Source organism: Psychrobacillus sp., assembly GCF_056205495.1.
The window spans coordinates 1-1,624 of the sequence record NZ_JBAEAP010000565.1 but is presented as its reverse complement, the minus strand read 5'-3'; the positions used below and the strand labels follow the sequence as shown (position 1 = coordinate 1,624).

Annotated in this window: 2 protein-coding genes; one reads left to right on the top strand and one right to left on the bottom strand. The window is 39.3% G+C overall.

Annotated features, from left to right (window positions below; all coding sequences use genetic code 11):
• On the top strand, positions 1-513 hold a 513-nt coding region (locus AC06OU_RS15890), incomplete at its 5' end, for an NUDIX domain-containing protein (RefSeq protein WP_475857071.1).
• 328 nt (positions 514-841) lie between these two features.
• Here the strand turns inward: AC06OU_RS15890 and AC06OU_RS15885 are convergent.
• Positions 842-1,573 carry a nucleotidyltransferase domain-containing protein gene (locus tag AC06OU_RS15885; RefSeq protein ID WP_475857069.1) on the bottom strand — a complete coding sequence of 244 codons (732 nt, stop codon included), beginning with the start codon at positions 1,571-1,573 and terminating at the stop codon, positions 842-844.
• Positions 1,574-1,624 lie beyond the last annotated feature (51 nt).

Sequence of the window (1,624 nt, the reverse complement as noted above, 5' to 3'; positions counted from 1 at the left end):
CGGGTTAGTTCTTTGGGAGCTTTTAAAAAAATATTTATTGAGGAAGGTGATCTAATGATAACTAGAAATTCAGCAAAGGCTATTATCATGGACAATAAGAGACTATTAACTATTAAGTTACAAGAAGATAATGAGACTTATTTTATTTTACCGGGTGGTGGGCAAGAGCCAGGAGAAAATTTACATGAAACCCTTAAAAGAGAATGTAGAGAAGAGGCAGGCGCAGAGGTTACCATCGGAGATCTAATATTTGTACGAGAATATATCGGGAAGAATCATGAGCTTTCTAAGAAACACGGGGGTTACCATCAGACGGAGTTTATGTTTTTAACCAAAGTTGTTCGATTAAACTACGCACAATCTACTTTTCTTGACCTAGGACAAACTGGCTTGGAGTGGATACCTATTGCAGAGCTAATGAAATATAATTTTTACCCCAAAGGATTAAGAGAACATATCATTACTTATGTAAAGAAAGGAAAAACAACAGTCTATGTAGGAGATATTAATTGATAATTAGTAAAAACTTCTCATATAGATGACACTTTAGATGAAAGACATCCTTACAATATTTTTTTGTAATAGAAGGGATACTAGTTGATTGAAGTGGAAGGCGGCGACTCCTGCCGGAATAGCATGAGGTGAAGACCCCACAGGAGCGCAGCGACGAGGAGGCTGAGGCCATGCCGGCGGAAAGCGTCCGACTGGAATGGAAATCGCTGCTCTCAAATTTTAAAAAGCGAGTAAGCAAACGATTTGTCGTTCACTTACTCACATAAATATTCGTGATTATTTTTCAATGATTATTGAATCTCCAACTGTTGCATTAGGTTAACTATGCTTAGTGATCATCACTGGTAGGCTTGCCTAAAGAAAACCCTTCAAACAAGCGCCCACCATAAGGCTGAAGCATCTCGTCGACAATCTCGACAATCTTCTCTTTTTCACGATGCTTGTAATAGGCATCGAAGGCTTCCGTAAATTTAGTTGCAAATGATTCGTCAAATTGTTTCAAAGCACGATACCCCCATTTAGACGTACCCGTCCACTGACGATTTGTTCTTAATACAAATTCATTGGATAAATCTAAGAGAGAATGGACGACAAATAGCTCCTCTTGGGTATTTGTACAGCCAATAAAATCATCTAAAACATCTGTAAGAAAATAGCGTTTCATCGTAATAGTCTCTTTAGACCATTCCCTCGGTCCATTCGACAATAGTTCGCGAGCCTCTTCTTGAATAGAGGACAATACCCCTTGTCCCTTTAACACCACTCCCTCCGCGACCATCTTTGGAAGGGAAGGCTTAGCCCTTTCACAATCCAGCTCAAAGAAGTGCTTGTAGGAGCTCAAACTATGGGCAAATACCTCTATTGGCCATCCGTCTAAGTATAGAGATTCTCTATAGGAGGTGAGAATGTGCTCATCAAATATTACAATATCCAAATCAGAGGTGGAGGTACCTTCTCCTCGAACAACACTCCCAGCTAAAATAGCTCCTATACAATTTGGAAAGTATTGCTGAACAAAATGCTCAGCTACTACAAGTGGATCACTTTTCTTCTTAAACATTTACCTGCCTCCTTTTCTAAAAGGATAACAAAAAAGAGGTTGCAAGTATGC

What these genes read in the sequence shown, in the direction of transcription:
- AC06OU_RS15885 (WP_475857069.1), bottom strand. Translation starts at nt 1,573, where the DNA reads ATGTTTAAGAAGAAAAGTGATCCACTTGTAGTAGCTGAGCATTTTGTT.